This is a genomic window from Pseudomonas sp. PB106 (genome assembly GCF_009764645.1).
Lineage (GTDB): Bacteria > Pseudomonadota > Gammaproteobacteria > Pseudomonadales > Pseudomonadaceae > Aquipseudomonas.
Map to the genome: position 1 here is coordinate 1 of NZ_RWIM01000007.1, position 13,958 is coordinate 13,958.

Sequence of the window (13,958 nt, forward strand, 5' to 3'; positions counted from 1 at the left end):
GGCTGCGATCTTTTGATCTGGCTTTTTTTAGATCAAAAGATCGCAGCCTGCGGCAGCTCCTAAAGGGCAGATTTGACCGAAGCCAGCGGGAACAGGCGTTTGAAGTTCTCGGTGGTCTGTTCGGCAAACCGCTCGTAGTTTTCACCGCGCAGCATCGCCAGGAATTCCGCCACTTCGCGCACGTACTGCGGCAGGTTCGGCTTGCCGCGATAGGGGATCGGCGCCAGATACGGCGAATCGGTTTCCACCAGCAGGCGATCTGCCGGGACTTTGCTCGCGACATCGCGCAGCGCATCCGCATTGCGGAACGTGACAATACCCGACAAAGAAATGTAATAGCCCATGTCCAGCGCAGCCTTGGCCATGTCCCAGTCTTCGGTGAAGCAATGCAGCACACCGGCCTGCGGCAACGCCGCTTCGCGCAGCAGTTCGAGGGTGTCGGCCCGCGCGCCACGGGTGTGGATGATCACCGGTTTGCCGGTTTGCTGCGCGGCTTGCAGATGCAGGCGGAAAGACTCCTGCTGCAACTCGGCCGCTTCCGGCTCGTAGTGATAGTCCAGACCGGTTTCACCGATCGCCACCACTTTCGGGTGATTGAGTTCTTGTAGCAGCCAATCCAGCGCTGGAGCGGCGCCCGGTTGCACGTCGAGAGGATGCACGCCGACCGAGCAATCGACATCGTCGTAACGCTCAGCCAGGGCTTTGACGTCGGCAGCGTTATCGGCACTCACGCCAATGCACAGAAAGTGCCCTACTCCGCGCTCGCGTGCCGCATCAAGTGCGGCATCCAGCGAGCCGTCATGGGCGGCGAGGTCGAGGCGATCAAGGTGACAATGGGAATCTACGAGCATAAAAAAGACGGCTACTTACATCGTATGAGTGGGACGGTCGGACTTCAGGGCTCCGGCCAGATGGGTTTCGATGCGACTGCGCGCGGTGTTGTCGCCGTCGTTGAACTGCACGCCGACACCGGCGGCGCGGTTGCCTTGCGCACCTTTGGGCGTGATCCAGGTGACTTTGCCGGCGACCGGGATCTTCTCCGCCTCGTCCATCAGATGCAGCAGCATGAACACCTCGTCACCCAACTTGTAGCTCTTGTTGGTCGGGATGAACAGGCCACCGTTCTTGATGAACGGCATGTAGGCGGCATACAGCACCGACTTGTCCTTGATGGTCAGGGACAGGATGCCGTTGCGCGGCCCCGGGCTGATCGGTTCATTCATGTTGACCTCCACTGCTGATCTTCAGAGTCTAGGTACACATTGTTATCTTTGGCCAGGCAAACCCGCCCATTGCACCAACAACGCTTCCAGCAGCAACGCCGGATTAAGGTTGGCTTTGCTCATGACCTTCTGCCGCTGGGCGAGAATCCAGTCCTGAATATCAAGGACTTTGCCCTGCGCACTTTTCTGCGCCAGATACTGCACAACCTTGCGCATATCGCTCAGACCGAGGCCAGCCTCATCCTGAGTCAGTTGATAGCGCAGGATCAGGCTCGACCAGTCACAGAACCAGTCGAACAGTCGCAGCATCGGAATGCTTTTCCATTCCTCGGCCAATTGCGTCGGCGATTGCTGCTGCTTGAGCAACTTCTTCACCCCTTCGACCACCTGCGCGCGCTGTTCACGCACGCCCTGGGATTGAAGACTGACCGCCATCAACGGCGAGCCGGCGGCCAGCGTCAGCAATTCGACGCGCTCGTCTTCGGAACAGTCCGGCAGCGCCTGCGCCAGCCATTGCAGGCTCATCGCTTCGCTCGGCAACGGACAGGCCTGCTGCACGCAACGACTCTTGATCGTCGGCAGCAAACGGCTGGTCTGGTGGCTGACCAACAGCAGCACGGTATCGCCGGACGGCTCTTCCAGGCTTTTCAGCAAGGCGTTGGCCGCGTTGATGTTCATCGACTCGACCGGCTCGATCAGCACCACTTTGCGCCCGCCCAGTTGCGCGGTCTGCACCACGAAACTGACCAGATCACGCACCTGATCGACCTTGATCGCCTTGTCGGCTTCTTCCGGTTCGAGGATGTAGTTATCCGGGTGACTGCCGGCCTTGAGCAGCAGGCAGGATTTGCACTCGCCGCATGCATCTGGCGTCGGACGCTGGCACAACAGGCTGGCCATCAGACGCTCGGCCAGTGCGCGCTTGCCGATCCCGGCGGGGCCATGCAGCAGATAGGCGTGTGCGTGCTGCTTACGCCCGGCCAGTTGCTGCCAGAGGCTGTCTTGCCACGGATAGGCCTCAGCCACGGGCCAACTCCAGCAAGTTCGGAATCAGCGTATCCAGCGATTGCTGAACCTTGGCCAAAGGCTGACCGGCATCGATGCGCACATAGCGCGCTGGATCGGCTTCAGCGCGCTTGAGAAACGCATTGCGTACGGCCTCGAAAAACGCCCGGCCTTCCAGCTCGAAACGATCCAGACGACCACGGGCGCTGGCACGGGCCAAACCAATTTCCACCGGCAGATCGAAAATCAGCGTCAGGTCCGGGCGCAGATCGCCCTGCACGAAGTTTTCCAGCGTGGCGATGCGCTCCAGCGACAAGCCGCGACCACCGCCCTGATAGGCGTAAGTCGAATCGGTAAAGCGATCACACAGCACCACCGCGCCACGGGCCAGCGCCGGGCGAATCACTTCGGCCAGGTGCTGGGCGCGCGCGGCGAATACCAGCAACAACTCGGCATCCGGATTCATGACTTCATCGGCCGGGGCCAGCAGCACGTCGCGGATCCGCTCGGCCAACGGCGTGCCGCCGGGCTCGCGGGTCAGCACCACTTCGATACCGGCGGCGCGCAGGCGCTCGGCGAGGTATTCGCGGTTGGTGCTTTTGCCGGCGCCTTCCGGGCCTTCCAGAGTGATAAACAAGCCAGTCACAGGCAGTCCTTAATCAAAGTCATTGCGCGTTTTGTGGTGCGGCCGTTTCCGGGGCCGGCGCGGGTTCCGGAGCTGGAACTTGCGGCAGCGCTTCCGGTGCCGTATTCGGCGACGCTGCGGGTATCGCCTCTTCCGCGGCTGGAGCCGCTTCCGGAGTCACCGCCGGCGCGGGGCTGGAACGGTAATCCGCCCGGCGCTTGAGCTGGTACTCACGCACCGCATTGTTATGTGCGTCCAGATCATCGGAGAACACATGGCTGCCGTCGCCACGGGCAACGAAATACAGGCTCGTGCCTTCGACCGGATTCAGCGCCGCATGAATCGCTTCACGCCCGACCATCGCAATCGGTGTCGGCGGCAGGCCTGGAATCACGTACGTGTTATAGGCAGTCGGCTCTTTCAAGTGCGCGCGGGTCAACTTGCCGGTGTAGCGATCGCCCAGACCATAGATGACCGTCGGATCGGTCTGCAACTGCATGCCCAAGGCCATTCGACGCACGAAAACGCCAGCAATCTGCCCGCGCTCCTGTGGCACGCCGGTTTCTTTCTCGACCAGCGAAGCCATGATCAGCGCTTGATAGGGTTCGGTATACGGCACGTCGGCAGAACGGCTTTCCCACTCTTTCGCAAGGACTTCGTCGAGGCGATCAAAGGCTTTCTTCAGCAGTTCGGCATCGGACATGCCGCGCACGAAGCGGTAGGTATCGGGGAAGAAACGCCCTTCAGGGAACAGACCTTTATGGCCAATCTTCGCCATGACGTCGCTGTCGCTCAGGCCGTTCAGGGTCTGTTCGATCTTCTCGTCTTTGGCCAATGCGGCGCGCACTTGATGGAAGTTCCAGCCCTCGACCAGCGTCACGCTGTACTGCACCACGTCGCCACGCTTCCACAAGTCGATCAGACCATTGACGGTCATGCCCGGCTGCATGCGGTATTCGCCGCTGTGGATCGGAGTACCGGCGAGGTTGAAGCGCCAATAGACCCGCAACCAGAACGCGTCCTTGATGACGCCATCGGTTTCGAGTCCGAGGAAAGTACGGGTCGGTGTCGAGCCCTTCGGTACATCCAGCAGCTCTTCCTGCGTGATGTTCAGGGGCTGCTCCAGTGCGGAGTGAATCTTCCAGGCGCTAGCGCCCAGCAACAGCCCTGCCAGAACCAGTCCGGTTTCCAGCAGCAGCAAAAGTTTACGTCTCACTAATCAGGCATCCAGTAGGGCGCGGGCAATGGTTTGCAGTTTACGGGTGAGCGGGCCAACCGGCCAGCTCAGTGCAGCGTAGGCGCGTACCGGCCAGACGCCATAAACGCTGTTGCAGATAAAGACTTCGTCGGCCCATTGCAGCTGTTCGAGGCTGATGTCGGCGATTTGCGTGGGGATGGCCAATGACTCGGCCTGAAACAATATTTCGGCACGCATCACGCCAGCCACGCCGCAGCGCTTCAGATCCGGCGTGATCAACACACCATCACGCACCAGGAAAATATTGCTGAACACCCCTTCGACGACTCGACCGGCCTGATCGAGCATCAAGCCTTCGGCGTGCTCGCTGTCCTGCCATTCGGCACGGGCGAGCACCTGTTCAAGGCGATTGAGGTGTTTGAGTCCGGCGAGTAACGGTTGCTTGGCCAGGCGGGTGCTGCACGGGAACAGGCGAACGCCTTGTTCAGCATGGGCAGCGGGATAAGCCGAAGGAGGATTGCCTTGCAGAACGCGTCGACCCGGCGCCGCCGGATCGGGCGCGTAACCGCGCAAACCGTCGCCACGGGTGAGGATGAGCTTGAGCACGCCCTCACCCATCGCCGCCGCGTAACTCAGCAGCTCTTGGCGAATCAATTGAATATCCGCTGCGATGGCCAGACGGACACAGCCCTCGGCCAGTCGCGCCAGATGCCGATCCAGCAGGATCGGTTGACCATTGCGCACAGCGAAGGTCTCGAACAGACCGTCGCCGTAAGCCAGGCCGCGATCTTTCAGCGACAGACTGTCAGCCGGTTGACCGTCGACCCAGCAGTCCATCAGCCTGCGAACCGACGGAACGCCAGGGTGCCGTTGGTGCCACCGAAACCGAAGGAGTTGGACAGCACGACATCGATGTCCATGTTGCGCGCGGTGTGCGGCACGAAATCGAGATCGCAGCCTTCGTCCGGTTCATCAAGGTTGATGGTCGGCGGCGCAACCTGGCTGTTGATTGCCAGTACGCTGAAGATTGCTTCGACCGCACCCGCAGCACCCAGCAAGTGACCGGTCATTGACTTGGTCGAGCTGACCGCCAGTTTGTAGGCGTGATCACCGAACACCGACTTGATCGCATTGGCTTCGGCGAGGTCGCCGGCTGGAGTCGAGGTGCCGTGGGCGTTGATGTATTGCACTTGATCGATGTTGATCTTCGCATCGCGCAGCGCATTGGTGATGCAGCGCGCGGCACCGGCGCCGTCGGCCGGTGGCGAGGTCATGTGGAACGCATCGCCACTGGTGCCGAACCCGATCAGCTCGGCGTAAATGGTGGCGCCACGTGCCTTGGCGTGTTCCAGCTCTTCGAGAACCAGTGCACCGGCACCGTCAGACAGGACGAAACCGTCACGGCCCTTGTCCCATGGACGGCTGGCGCGAGTCGGTTCATCGTTGCGGGTCGACAGCGCACGGGACGCGCCGAAGCCGCCCATGCCCAGGCCGCATGCAGCCATTTCGGCACCGCCGGCAATCATCACATCGGCTTCGTCGTACATGATGTTGCGCGCCGCCATGCCGATGCAGTGCGTACCGGTGGTGCATGCAGTGGCGATGGCGTAGTTAGGCCCCTGTGCGCCCAGATGGATGGACAGGAAACCGGAAATCATATTGATGATCGAGCCTGGCACGAAGAATGGCGAGATTCGACGCGGGCCCGTCTCATGCAGGGTACGGCTGGTTTCTTCGATGTTGGTCAGACCGCCAATGCCCGAACCCATGGCCACGCCAATGCGCTCACGGTTGGCGTCGGTGACTTCGAGCCCTGCGTTGCGCACGGCCTGAAAGCCTGCTGCGAGGCCATACTGAATGAACAGGTCGAGCTTGCGCGCTTCCTTGACCGACAGGTATTCCTCGACATTGAAGCCCTTTACCGAGCCGCCAAAGCGGGTGGAATAGGCAGAAAGGTCGGTGTGTTCGATCAGACCAATGCCACTGCGGCCAGCCAGAATGCCCTGCCAACTGCTCGGCACATCCGTGCCCAGTGGCGACAACATACCCATACCGGTGACTACGACGCGTCTACGCGACACAGCACTCTCCTTTTTCAAATGACGACGACTTTGCATCAGGCCTAAAGAAAAAACCGCACGCCATGATGGCAGTGCGGTTTTTCCATGACAGCAAACAACGATTACAAACTATTACGCCTGGTGGCTAGTAACGTAGTCGATTGCAGCTTGTACAGTAGTGATCTTTTCAGCTTCTTCGTCAGGGATTTCGGTCTCGAATTCCTCTTCCAGAGCCATCACCAGCTCAACGGTGTCAAGGGAGTCGGCACCCAGGTCTTCTACGAAGGAAGCAGTGTTAACCACTTCTTCTTCTTTAACACCCAGTTGCTCGGCAACGATTTTCTTGACGCGCTCTTCGATGGTGCTCATACCTTGTTTTCACTCCTAATGGACAAATTCAGGCAGCTGGCCAGTGGGTAAGTGTATAGAAAGACTTTTCAGCTTTTCAACTGAAAGCTTCACTCCTCAAACCCTGCGACCCTCTGCCTATAAATAGATTGCAGCTTTATAACGGATTTTAGACAGCTCGTATGACATTTTTTTGAAGCAATCCGTCACATTTTACTTACATGTACATCCCACCGTTCACCGGGATTGTAGCCCCAGTGACGTATGCCGCACCGTCGGATGCAAGAAAAGCGACCACGGACGCGATCTCTTGAGCTTGTCCCAGACGACCCAGCGGAATCTGCGTCTGCAAGGCTTCACGCTGTGCTTCAGGCAGTTCACGTGTCATATCGGTGTCGATAAACCCTGGGGTTACCGAGTTGACCGTAATCGAACGCGAACCGACTTCACGCGCCATCGCACGGCTGAAACCTTCCAGACCGGCCTTGGCGGCTGCATAGTTTACTTGGCCAGCGTTGCCCATGGCACCCACCACCGAGCCAATACTGATAATTCGACCCCAACGCGCCTTGGTCATGCCGCGCAGAACGCCCTTGGACAGGCGATACAGACTGTTCAGATTGGTATCGATCACGTCGTACCACTCGTCGTCTTTCATGCGCATCATCAGGTTATCGCGGGTGATACCGGCATTATTGACCAGGATCGCCACTGGCGCACCAAACTGCTCCTGAATACCTGCCAGCACAGCGCTGACCGATTCATCGCTGGTGACGTTAAGTTCGAAACCTGCGCCCTGAATACCATTTTCCTTCAGGGTCGCGGCAATGCGCTCAGCGCCCGAAGCGGAAGTCGCGGTGCCAATAACGATGGCGCCCTGACGACCCAGTTCCAGTGCGATGGCCTGGCCAATGCCGCGGCTTGCACCGGTAACCAGTGCAACTTTACCTTGCAGACTCATGCAAGTTTCTCCTGATTCAGGCTTGCGCTGCACGAGCGGCAGCGAAAGCGTCTGGGGTATTGAGGTTGGAAGTCGCCACGCCTTCGGCGCAACGTTTGTTCAGACCGGCCAGGACTTTGCCCGGGCCGCATTCGACCAGATTCGTCGCGCCTTTGGCGGCCAACGTCTGTACCGACTCGACCCAGCGCACTGGCTTGTACAGTTGCTCGAGCAGATCACGCTTGAGGGTTTCCAGATCGGCCGGCACTTGCGCGCTGACGTTCTGTACCACCGGGATCTGCGGCGCCTGCCAGTCGATGGCGGCGACGGATTCGGCAAAACGCTCGGCAGCCGGGCGCATCAGTTCGCAGTGCGACGGCACGCTCACCGGCAGCGGCATGGCACGCTTGGCGCCACGCGCCTTGCAGCCGTCGATGGCACGCTCAACGGCAGCCTTGGCGCCGGCGATCACGACCTGGCCCGGCGAGTTGAAGTTGACAGCACTGACCACTTCGCCTTGCGCGGCTTCCGCGCAGGCTGCGAGCACGTCAGCATCTTCCAGACCGAGGATGGCAGCCATGCCGCCCTGCCCGGCTGGAACCGCTTCCTGCATCAGTTGACCACGGCGCTCAACCAGCTTCACCGCGTCAGCCAGCGTCAGACTGCCAGCGGCAACCAGCGCGCTGTATTCGCCCAGGCTGTGACCGGCCACAAAGGCCGGACGCGCGCCACCTTCAGCCAGCCACAGACGCCACAGGGCGATCGATGCGGTCAGAATGGCCGGTTGGGTTTTGTCGGTTTGATTGAGCAGCTCTTCCGGACCCTGCTGGGTCAGTGCCCACAGGTCATAGCCCAGAGCCTCAGAGGCTTCTTTGAAAGTTTCGAGGATCAACGGATATTCCGCGCCCAGCTCGGCCAGCATGCCGAGGGACTGCGAACCCTGTCCTGGAAAGACGAATGCGAGGGAAGCAGACATGTAACAAGCCCCTAATGATCTTGTCGTCGGAAAATGACGTCCCGCTTGGGACGCAAGAAACTGACAGTTTGGATGGCCCTTTGAACCGGGCGGTCACATTTAAGCATTGTCCGACGAAAACGCCTAAGACAACAGATCCTCCAGACGACCGTGAAGGCGCTCGGGCAAGTTCTCCTGAATCTCGATCAGCGCCCGCTGAATCGCACTCTGAAAGCCCTGAACCCCGGCCGAACCGTGACTTTTCACGACGATACCCTGCAAACCAAGGAAGCTTGCGCCATTATGTCGCGCCGGCGCCAGATCCGCCTGCAAGCGCTTCATCAGTGGCAGCGCCAAAGCACCCACCGCACGCGAGGCCAGATTCTTTTTGAACAGCGCTTCGATGCGCGCAGCAATCATGGTTGCCAGGCCCTCGCTGGACTTGAGCAGGATGTTGCCGACGAAACCGTCGCACACCACGACATCCGCCTCGCCGCGATACAACCCGTCGCCCTCAATGAAGCCGATGTAGTTGATGCCGCGAGCAGCCTGCAACAGTGTCGCCGCGAGTTTGACCTGCTGATTGCCCTTGATGTCTTCGGTGCCGATATTCAGCAGCGCTACGCGCGGACGATTGATCCCCAGCGTCTGCGCCGCCACCGAACCCATCACCGCAAACTGCAGCAAATGCTCGGCACTGCAATCGACATTGGCGCCCAGATCGAGCAACTGGCAAAAGCCCTTCTGCGTCGGAATCGCGGCTACCATCGCCGGACGATCAATGCCCGGCAGCGTCTTCAGCACAAATCGCGACAGCGCCATCAACGCACCGGTATTACCGGCACTGACACAGGCTTGAGCCTTGCCATCACGCACCCGTTCGAGGGCGACACGCATCGACGAGTCCGGCTTGCCACGCAAGGCCTGGGTCGGTTTTTCGTCCATGGTGATGACTTCGCTGGCCGCAACAATCGTCAGGCGCGCGCGATCGGCAGCCGATTGGCCGTGGATCAATTCTTCAAGAAGGGAGGGTTGACCGACAAGGGTCAGATGCAGCGAGGGCGTAGCAGACAGACAAGCAAGACTGGCCTGAACAATGCTGCGGGGACCGAAGTCCCCGCCCATTGCGTCAATCGCGATGACTTGAGCGGACAAGTGATTACTCGTCAGCGCCCTTGTCGATCACTTTACGGCCACGGTATACGCCTTCTGGCGATACGTGGTGACGCAGGTGAACTTCACCAGTGGTTTTTTCTACAGACAGGGTGCTAGCCTCGAGAGCGTCGTGCGAACGGCGCATGTCACGGGCAGAGCGGGATTTTTTGTTCTGCTGAACAGCCATAATTGATTAACTCCTAAACGTTTGGGTCACGCTTTAACTGCGCCAATACACTGAACGGGTTGGACCGCGTTACCTCGTCCTCGCTCGGTTCGGGCTCATCTGCTCCCGCCGGCTGCTGGCATTCTTCCGGATGATGAGCAGGCACAATGGGCAAGGCGAGCAAAAGCTCCTCCTCGATCAGTGACTGCAGATCCAATGGATCTTCGCCCAGTTCCAGCACGTCATAACCTTTCGGCAACGACTGGGTATTCGCACCCTCTTTCACCACAGCATAACTGCATTCGCTGTGGATCGGCAGGGTGACCAGCTCAAGACAACGCTGGCAAACCATTTTGACTTCGGTGTCGATAAAGCTGTGGATCACCACAGATTTACGTTCATCTCGTTCAAAAACGAATTTCGCCTGCACCGTACCGACATCGTCGGAAAGCGGGTCGCAGAGTCTCTTCAAATCGGCCAGCAGCAGTTCACCTTGAAGGGTGGTGCCACGGTCAGCCAATTTGCGCGGGTCAACGTGAGGTGGAATCGGGTCATTCAACATAGGCGCAGCATTATAGGGATGCACCCACCCATGTCAAAGGAAATTGTGCCCTGTCCGTCACTTGCGTGCCTCCGCTAGAATCTGCACCTGCCTCAGGAGACGCGAATGCTGCCTTTATTACTCGCTTCAAGCTCGACCTATCGTCGGGAATTGCTCGCCCGCCTGCACCTGCCGTTCGTCTGCAGCTCACCGGACATCGATGAAAGTCATCGTCCCGGCGAGTCAGCCATCGAACTGGTCAAGCGCCTTGCCGAGCAAAAAGCCCGGGCTCTGGCCGACAGCTACCCCGCCCATCTGATCATCGGCTCGGATCAGGTTGCCGTGCTCGGCGAGCAGATCGTCGGCAAGCCGCACACCTTCGAGAAGGCCCGCGAGCAATTAATGGCGGCCAGCGGGGCCAGCGTGAGCTTTCTGACCGGCCTGGCGCTGCTCAACAGCCAGACCGGCGAGTGCCAGGTCGATTGCGTGCCGTTTACCGTGCACATGCGCCAACTCGATCAAGCGCGCATAGAGCGCTACCTGCGCATCGAGCAGCCGTATGACTGCGCTGGCAGCTTCAAGGCCGAAGGCCTCGGCGTGAGCCTGTTTCAGTCCACCGAAGGCCCTGACGCCACCAGCCTGATCGGTTTGCCCCTGATTCGCCTGATCGACATGCTGCTGATCGAAGGTGTGCAGATCCCGTAAAGCAAAAGATCGCAGCCTGCGACAGCTCCCACATCGATCTCTGTAGGAGCTGCCGCAGGCTGCGATCTTTCGATCTTTACGACAATTTAACGCAACGAAGGCCCGTGGAAACCCATCCACATCGCCAACTGCTCAGCCACGCTGGCACCGAGCTTTTTCGAGAAGCGATCAAACGGCGATTCCTGAACGGTGAAGTCCACCAGCTCTTTCTCGCCAATCACGTCACGCGCTACCGAACTGGCGTTGCCCAGCCCGTCGATCAAGCCCAGCGGCAACGCCTGCTCACCGGACCAGACCAACCCAGAGAACAGCTCCGGATGTTCTTTGTCTTTCAGGCGATCGCCACGCCCCTGCTTGACGCTGTTGATGAACTGCTTGTGCGTCGTGTCGAGCACGCTCTGCCAGAACGCCGTCTCTTCGGGCTTCTGCGGCTGGAACGGATCGAGGAACGACTTGTGCTCGCCCGAAGTGTACGTGCGACGCTCAACGCCAAGTTTTTCCATGGTGCCGACAAAGCCGTAACCCGCCGCCGTCACACCGATGGAGCCAACCAGACTCGCCTTGTCGGCATAGATCTGATCCGCCGCACTGGCGATGTAATAGGCACCGGACGCACCGAGATCGGAGATCACCGCGTACAGCTTGGTATCCGGATGCAGGCCACGCAAGCGCCTGATCTCGTCATAGACATACCCCGACTGCACCGGACTGCCGCCAGGGCTGTTGATGCGCAGGATGACGCCCTTGACCTTTTTGTCCTCGAACGCTGCGCGCAGACTGCCGACAATATTATCGGCACTGGCCGACTCTTTGTCGGCGATCATGCCAGTGACATCGATCAACGCTGTGTAGTTGTCGCTGCGCGTGGCGCTCTTCTCCATGTCCATCAGCGGCGTGAACAGGATCAATGCCACAAACAGATAAACAAACGTCAGCAGCTTGAAGAAAATCCCCCAACGCCGTGAGCGACGCTGCTCCTGAACACCGGCGAGCAAGGTCTTTTCCAACAGCTTCCAGCTTTTCTGATCACCGTCGTCGGCACTTGCCTTGGCCGGTGCTTTCCATTCGTCGGTCATGCCATCCACCCCAGATAAAACGTATTAAGCCCGCTGCCCCAGCCAGGCATGCAATTCGGAAAAACGGTCGATCGACAGGCGAGGCTCGAACTGCTGCAACGATTCGATCGATTGCGCGCCATAACTGACCGCCACCGAATCCATCCCCGCGTTACGTGCCATCAGCAGATCAAAAGAAGAATCGCCAACCATCAGCGCCTGCTCCGCCCGCACGCCACAATGCGCAAGGATCTGCTCAAGCATCAGAGGGTGTGGTTTGCTGGCAGTTTCATCGGCAGCGCGGGTGATATCGAAATACGCTTCCCAGCCATTGGCCTTGAGCACTCGATCCAGTCCGCGACGATTCTTGCCGGTGGCGACAGCGAGGTGATAGCCCTGCTCGCGAAAGGACGCCATCGACTCGACAACGCCTTCGAACAACGGCGAAGGAACGGCCTCTGCGGCGATGTAGTGATCGGCGTAATACTCGCGAAACAAGGTCATTTCAGCGTCGCTGATTTCGGGATAAAGCGTGCGAATCGCCTCGGGCAAGCCGAGACCAATGATGCCCTTGACGGCAAAATCATCGCGCAACTCGAAACCCGAACGCCCGGACGCCGAGTGCATCGCCTCGACGATCCGGTGAATGGAGTCGGCCAGCGTGCCGTCCCAATCGAAAATCAGCAGTTTGTAATCAGATGGGCGCACTCAATCGCTCCACGGTCTTGGCCCACATTTCATCGACCGGCGCCTGCAAGGTCAGCTTGCCGCCATCAGGCAGCGGCACGGTCAGCATGTAAGCGTGCAGGAACAGGCGCTTGCCGCCCAGATCGCGAATTTCCTTGGTGAAATCCTCATCGCCGTACTTGCTGTCACCCGCAATGCAATGGCCTGCATGCAAGGTGTGCACGCGAATCTGGTGGGTACGACCGGTCACCGGTTTAGCCTCGACCATGGTGGCAAAGTCGCCGAAGCGGCGTAGCACTTTGAACATGGTCAGGGCTTCTTTGCCTTCATCGTTGACTTCGACCATGCGCTCGCCGGAACGCAGATTGCTCTTGAGCAACGGCGCACTGACTTTCTTGATCGAGGTCGCCCAGTTGCCGCGCACCAGCGCCATGTAGCGCTTGTCGACGCCATCGCCGCGCAATTGCTCGTGCAGATGACGCAACATGCTGCGCTTTTTCGCGATCATCAGTAGGCCGGAGGTGTCACGGTCGAGACGGTGAACCAGTTCCAGTTCTTTGGCATCGGGACGCAACTGACGAAAGGCTTCGATCACGCCAAAATTCAAGCCGCTGCCACCGTGAACCGCAATACCAGCGGGCTTGTTGATCACGATCAGGGCTTTGTCTTCGAAGACAATCGAAGCTTCCAGGCGCTGCAACAGGCCTTGTGCCAACGGCACCGGCTCGTCACGCTCAGGCACGCGAACCGGCGGCACGCGCACGATATCGCCGGCCTGCAGCTTGTATTCGGGCTTGATCCGACCTTTGTTCACGCGTACTTCGCCTTTGCGCAAAATGCGGTAAATCAAGGTCTTGGGCACGCCTTTGAGCCGGGCGAGGAGAAAGTTGTCGATTCGTTGGCCGGCATACTCCGGCGAGACTTCAAGCAATTGAACGCCTGGAGTCGAAGGGGCAGTAGTTGTCATGCCGCGGATGATAACAATTTTTATGGAATTGAAGCACTTAATCATTGCTGCTATAGTCGCGAACGCCGCCAAAAGCGGCCTGGACAGCGGAACCACGGTCAAAAACCGGCCCTGACCAACGCAATTCACCAGGACGCGAGGCCGTCCTACGGGGCTTTCGCTACGTAACGGTGGAGTTTGCAGTTGTAACAAGCGCAGGTGACATGAGGCCTGAATTACACCGTCGAGCAGAGTTTTTACTCGCCTGACAGGCACACATTCAAGGCCAGTTCACAAAGTGCAGTCAGCTGCAGATGACCCCGAGCGAATGCTTCGGAAACAACGCCTG

The 13,958-nt window shown here is 59.2% G+C and carries 17 protein-coding genes; 1 reads left to right on the forward strand and 16 read right to left on the reverse strand.

Features of this window, described 5'->3' with window-relative positions; genetic code table 11:
* Positions 1–59: 59 nt before the first annotated feature.
* From EJA71_RS01455 to EJA71_RS01515, 13 genes are all read right to left on the reverse strand, one after another.
* Positions 60–851 carry a TatD family hydrolase gene (locus tag EJA71_RS01455; RefSeq protein WP_158953697.1) on the reverse strand — a complete coding sequence of 264 codons (792 nt, stop codon included), beginning with the start codon at positions 849–851 and terminating at the stop codon, positions 60–62.
* Positions 852–866: 15 nt separating this feature from the next.
* Positions 867–1,223, reverse strand: coding sequence for a PilZ domain-containing protein (locus tag EJA71_RS01460; protein ID WP_158953700.1), 357 nt, complete (start codon positions 1,221–1,223; stop codon positions 867–869).
* 42 nt (positions 1,224–1,265) lie between these two features.
* A complete protein-coding gene (locus EJA71_RS01465) occupies positions 1,266–2,249 on the reverse strand; it encodes a DNA polymerase III subunit delta' (protein WP_158953702.1) in 984 nt (327 codons plus the stop codon).
* Positions 2,242–2,874: a dTMP kinase gene (gene tmk / locus EJA71_RS01470; RefSeq protein WP_158953704.1), complete on the reverse strand. Its 633-nt coding sequence runs from the start codon at positions 2,872–2,874 to the stop codon at positions 2,242–2,244. Before tmk ends, EJA71_RS01465 begins: the two co-directional genes overlap by 8 nt.
* Before the next feature lie 19 nt (positions 2,875–2,893).
* Entirely contained in the window at positions 2,894–4,069 is a 1,176-nt protein-coding gene (gene mltG / locus EJA71_RS01475) for an endolytic transglycosylase MltG (protein ID WP_158953706.1), read from the reverse strand.
* Positions 4,070–4,072: 3 nt separating this feature from the next.
* A complete protein-coding gene (gene pabC / locus EJA71_RS01480) occupies positions 4,073–4,888 on the reverse strand; it encodes an aminodeoxychorismate lyase (protein ID WP_158953708.1) in 816 nt (271 codons plus the stop codon).
* Entirely contained in the window at positions 4,888–6,132 is a 1,245-nt protein-coding gene (fabF, locus tag EJA71_RS01485) for a beta-ketoacyl-ACP synthase II (protein ID WP_065257229.1), read from the reverse strand. The genes pabC and fabF overlap by 1 nt, the downstream gene beginning before the upstream one ends.
* A 111-nt stretch (positions 6,133–6,243) precedes the next feature.
* Entirely contained in the window at positions 6,244–6,480 is a 237-nt protein-coding gene (gene acpP / locus EJA71_RS01490) for an acyl carrier protein (RefSeq protein ID WP_003175607.1), read from the reverse strand.
* A gap of 196 nt (positions 6,481–6,676) precedes the next feature.
* Positions 6,677–7,420 (reverse strand): 3-oxoacyl-ACP reductase FabG, encoded by a 744-nt coding sequence (fabG, locus tag EJA71_RS01495; protein ID WP_034155354.1) that lies wholly within the window; start codon positions 7,418–7,420, stop codon positions 6,677–6,679.
* A gap of 16 nt (positions 7,421–7,436) precedes the next feature.
* The gene (gene fabD / locus EJA71_RS01500) at positions 7,437–8,375 is read right to left on the reverse strand and encodes an ACP S-malonyltransferase (RefSeq protein ID WP_158953710.1); all 939 of its coding nucleotides are present in this window, start codon (positions 8,373–8,375) and stop codon (positions 7,437–7,439) included.
* Positions 8,376–8,498: 123 nt separating this feature from the next.
* Positions 8,499–9,509, reverse strand: coding sequence for a phosphate acyltransferase PlsX (gene plsX, locus EJA71_RS01505; RefSeq protein ID WP_158953712.1), 1,011 nt, complete (start codon positions 9,507–9,509; stop codon positions 8,499–8,501).
* A 4-nt stretch (positions 9,510–9,513) separates the two neighbouring features.
* Positions 9,514–9,696, reverse strand: coding sequence for a 50S ribosomal protein L32 (gene rpmF, locus EJA71_RS01510; RefSeq protein WP_003179396.1), 183 nt, complete (start codon positions 9,694–9,696; stop codon positions 9,514–9,516).
* A 13-nt stretch (positions 9,697–9,709) separates the two neighbouring features.
* Positions 9,710–10,237 (reverse strand): YceD family protein, encoded by a 528-nt coding sequence (locus EJA71_RS01515; RefSeq protein ID WP_003204262.1) that lies wholly within the window; start codon positions 10,235–10,237, stop codon positions 9,710–9,712.
* Between the two features lie 105 nt (positions 10,238–10,342).
* Here EJA71_RS01515 and EJA71_RS01520 point away from each other — a divergent pair, with 105 nt between their 5' ends.
* Positions 10,343–10,921: a nucleoside triphosphate pyrophosphatase gene (locus tag EJA71_RS01520; protein ID WP_158953714.1), complete on the forward strand. Its 579-nt coding sequence runs from the start codon at positions 10,343–10,345 to the stop codon at positions 10,919–10,921.
* Positions 10,922–11,007: 86 nt separating this feature from the next.
* Here EJA71_RS01520 and EJA71_RS01525 read toward each other — a convergent pair whose 3' ends face one another.
* From EJA71_RS01525 to rluC, 3 genes are read right to left on the reverse strand one after another with little or no spacing between them, the layout of a single operon-like run.
* Positions 11,008–11,997, reverse strand: coding sequence for a S49 family peptidase (locus EJA71_RS01525; protein WP_158953716.1), 990 nt, complete (start codon positions 11,995–11,997; stop codon positions 11,008–11,010).
* A gap of 24 nt (positions 11,998–12,021) precedes the next feature.
* The gene (locus EJA71_RS01530) at positions 12,022–12,684 is read right to left on the reverse strand and encodes an HAD-IA family hydrolase (RefSeq protein ID WP_158953718.1); all 663 of its coding nucleotides are present in this window, start codon (positions 12,682–12,684) and stop codon (positions 12,022–12,024) included.
* Complete coding sequence (gene rluC / locus EJA71_RS01535) at positions 12,671–13,630, reverse strand: 23S rRNA pseudouridine(955/2504/2580) synthase RluC (protein ID WP_034155359.1); 960 nt, start codon at positions 13,628–13,630, stop codon at positions 12,671–12,673. Before rluC ends, EJA71_RS01530 begins: the two co-directional genes overlap by 14 nt.
* Between the last annotated feature and the right edge of the window lie 328 nt (positions 13,631–13,958).

Bases quoted from the DNA above. Each gene is read 5' to 3' on its own strand.
- EJA71_RS01455 (WP_158953697.1), bottom strand. From the start codon at position 851: ATGCTCGTAGATTCCCATTGTCACCTTGATCGCCTCGACCTCGCCGCC.
- EJA71_RS01460 (WP_158953700.1), bottom strand. From the start codon at position 1,223: ATGAATGAACCGATCAGCCCGGGGCCGCGCAACGGCATCCTGTCCCTG.
- pabC (WP_158953708.1), bottom strand. From the start codon at position 4,888: ATGGACTGCTGGGTCGACGGTCAACCGGCTGACAGTCTGTCGCTGAAA.
- acpP (WP_003175607.1), bottom strand. From the start codon at position 6,480: ATGAGCACCATCGAAGAGCGCGTCAAGAAAATCGTTGCCGAGCAACTG.
- fabG (WP_034155354.1), bottom strand. From the start codon at position 7,420: ATGAGTCTGCAAGGTAAAGTTGCACTGGTTACCGGTGCAAGCCGCGGC.
- fabD (WP_158953710.1), bottom strand. From the start codon at position 8,375: ATGTCTGCTTCCCTCGCATTCGTCTTTCCAGGACAGGGTTCGCAGTCC.
- rpmF (WP_003179396.1), bottom strand. From the start codon at position 9,696: ATGGCTGTTCAGCAGAACAAAAAATCCCGCTCTGCCCGTGACATGCGC.
- EJA71_RS01515 (WP_003204262.1), bottom strand. From the start codon at position 10,237: ATGTTGAATGACCCGATTCCACCTCACGTTGACCCGCGCAAATTGGCT.
- EJA71_RS01520 (WP_158953714.1), top strand. From the start codon at position 10,343: ATGCTGCCTTTATTACTCGCTTCAAGCTCGACCTATCGTCGGGAATTG.
- EJA71_RS01525 (WP_158953716.1), bottom strand. From the start codon at position 11,997: ATGACCGACGAATGGAAAGCACCGGCCAAGGCAAGTGCCGACGACGGT.
- rluC (WP_034155359.1), bottom strand. From the start codon at position 13,630: ATGACAACTACTGCCCCTTCGACTCCAGGCGTTCAATTGCTTGAAGTC.